Source organism: Paenibacillus sp. oral taxon 786 str. D14 (assembly GCF_000159955.1).
GTDB lineage: Bacteria > Bacillota > Bacilli > Paenibacillales > Paenibacillaceae > Fontibacillus > Fontibacillus phoenicis.
This window is the reverse complement of the sequence record NZ_GG695988.1, coordinates 81,759-84,140: the sequence shown is the minus strand read 5'-3', so window position 1 is coordinate 84,140 and position 2,382 is coordinate 81,759. Positions and strand designations below refer to the sequence as shown.

3 protein-coding genes and 1 pseudogene are annotated in these 2,382 nt (G+C 48.8%); 3 read left to right on the top strand and 1 reads right to left on the bottom strand.

Annotation, left to right across the window (positions count from 1 at the left end; genetic code table 11):
* Positions 1 to 103 precede the first annotated feature (103 nt).
* Positions 104 to 535 carry a hypothetical protein gene (locus POTG_RS18455; RefSeq protein WP_009226373.1) on the top strand — a complete coding sequence of 144 codons (432 nt, stop codon included), beginning with the start codon at positions 104 to 106 and terminating at the stop codon, positions 533 to 535.
* Positions 536 to 788: 253 nt separating this feature from the next.
* Here the strand turns inward: POTG_RS18455 and POTG_RS18450 are convergent, their stop codons facing one another.
* On the bottom strand, positions 789 to 1,316 hold the full coding sequence (locus POTG_RS18450) for a hypothetical protein (RefSeq protein WP_009226372.1): 528 nt from the start codon (positions 1,314 to 1,316) through the stop codon (positions 789 to 791).
* 216 nt (positions 1,317 to 1,532) lie between these two features.
* On the opposite strand from POTG_RS18450, the gene POTG_RS18445 reads away from it, so the two are divergent.
* On the top strand, positions 1,533 to 1,718 hold the full coding sequence (locus POTG_RS18445; RefSeq protein WP_036646182.1) for a sigma factor G inhibitor Gin: 186 nt from the start codon (positions 1,533 to 1,535) through the stop codon (positions 1,716 to 1,718).
* Positions 1,719 to 1,861: 143 nt separating this feature from the next.
* A pseudogene (locus POTG_RS18440) lies at positions 1,862 to 2,382 on the top strand (aminotransferase class I/II-fold pyridoxal phosphate-dependent enzyme); the annotation flags it as partial.

Genomic DNA, 2,382 nt, shown 5'->3' with positions numbered 1-2,382 from the left:
ATTGGTAAATGAGCATCTAGGGCATTTAGCCTATCCGGAATCTATATCAGAATGACAACAGGAGTATTTTTCAGTATATAGGCAGGGTAAGGAGGAATGGATCATGCAGCGAAGAGGAGTCAAAATATCCTTATGCTTCATGTGGGGAGTCTTGATGATGATGGTAGTCATCGCAGGCTGTGCGTCTTCCGAGCCTTCGTGGACGGATTTTGTGGGAGCAACGGTTGAGAAGAATTTCCCTGTTCCTAAAGAGGCCAATCAAACGGAAACGGCTCTTAATAATTCGAAGATGGACTATGTTAATTATAGACTAACCGGACTTAAGGAAAGCAGCGAAATCCCCGAGGCCTATCAGAAGGTGATAGCGGAGTGGGGATGGAAGGAGAAGAAAGAAGAAAGCACCGGTTCAACTCGGGTGTACGAGAAGGGGAAGCAAATTGTTCAATTGACGCTTCACGATAACTCTTTTACCGTATTGGTCCCGAAAAAGGAAGCGAAAACAGTCATTCAAGGGTTGGAAAGCAGCAGCCCTTAGCATCAGAATTCGGATATGAAAGGCAACCGCCCCTCTACCGGACAAGCCCGGTACTGGAATGTGCTAAAGAAGACAAAAGGCCTGATCTCTGCATTTGCGCAGGGAGCAGGCTTTTTTAAGATATCAGAAAGTATAAATTTCGGGGGATCGGCATCCTGATATCGCAAGAAAAACTTCCGCTAAACGCGGTCTGGCTACATTGAATGTACGTCGATAGACGTTTTTCTTAACAGCATCTAATCTATGAGATTCTTCATTGCCTGTAGTAAGCAATTTCGAGACCTGTGATTTTGATCATTCCGTCTTTACGCTGTCCACGTAGGGTAGCAAGCACAATGAATCGCGGGATCATCAGCCAAAGGTGCCAGAAAAATAAAGAGAGCACAAAGGAGACCGGCGACCAAGGGATGAGAATCGCGATAATACAGCAACCGATCCAGGCGGAATGAAGGTGGACTCGGCGATATACGGGATAAGAAACGTATTGATCAGGTGAGTAACCAATCCATGGCATTTGACGGGAAAACCGCCAGCGCTTGCGATAGGAGTGGCTGACAATCATCAGCACGGAGCGGGAAATGACATATTGGATCCATAAGATGACCGGTATGGCTAATAGGAAGAAAAAGATACTGGTCCAGGATATGAATACCGTCTCGGCTGCAAGCCAAATGACGGGGAGTATGCCTAAGCTATATTTGAGCGACTTCGGTAAAGCCTTCTTTTTGAGCAAGGTGTAGTGATAAAATGTCGCTTGACTTTCGGTTTCAGCGGGCTTCAAGCGTTTGATCCTCCTCCCAATTTTCATCAGCTCCGCACATCGCGGACTAGCTCTTCTTAATATATCGGAAGAATACAAGAATAATTAAGGCGGCGCGTACAAACACGTTGTTTTGGCTGTCGGCATAAGATAAAGTAGGAAGCGGACTATGAAAAGGTTTAAAATAGTAGAATCTGTGTCATACTGATAGTAAAAAAAGACAAGGTGGGATCGGACATGGATGAGTCGAGCGTTAGCACCTGCATTATATGTGGAGAACCGAAAACAGAGGGTATTCATATCGTATCTGAATTTATCTGCGACGCTTGCGAGGCTGAGATGGTGCGCACCGACGTGCAGGAGGAGAAATACCACTTCTTTGTTCATCAAATGAAGCAGATCTGGGTGCAAAAAAATGCATAACACTGCCGGATAAAAGGACCTGTTCATTTTGGGGAGCGGGTCCTTTTATATTGCTCTACTGAGCGAACTAACGGTAAAATGAGATGAAGCAATGAATACAATCACGTTAATATACGGTTAACCCAGAGTCGGAAGGAATCGAAATGGCAGAGGAACATAACGGAAGGGCCCCTTTGGTTGAAGCTTTGCTGCAGTATCAGGCGAAAAAGGATGCTTCCTTTCATGTCCCGGGGCATAAAAATGGACAGGCTTTGCGCAGCAATGCGAATGTGATGGAGGAGTTGGCGCGCGTGATGGAAATCGACGTGACGGAAATCACCGGGACGGATGATCTCCATCATCCCGAGGGCGTCATCCGCGAGGCGCAGCGGCTGGCCGCCGCCCAGTTTGGGGCGGAGGAGACGTTTTTTCTGGTTGGCGGCAGTACAGCCGGCAACCTGGCCTTAATCCTGAGCGTGTGTACCACGCCAGGGGATGTGCTGCTCGTGCAGCGGAACGTGCATAAATCCGTCATTCACGGATTGATGTTGGCGGGCGCGCACGCGGTGTTTTTGGCGCCGCAGCTGGACGCGGGCAGCGGGCTGGCCACCATCCCGAGCGAAGCTGCGGTGCGGGAAGCCCTGCGCCGGTATCCCGGCGCAAAGGGGCTGCTGCTCACGCACCC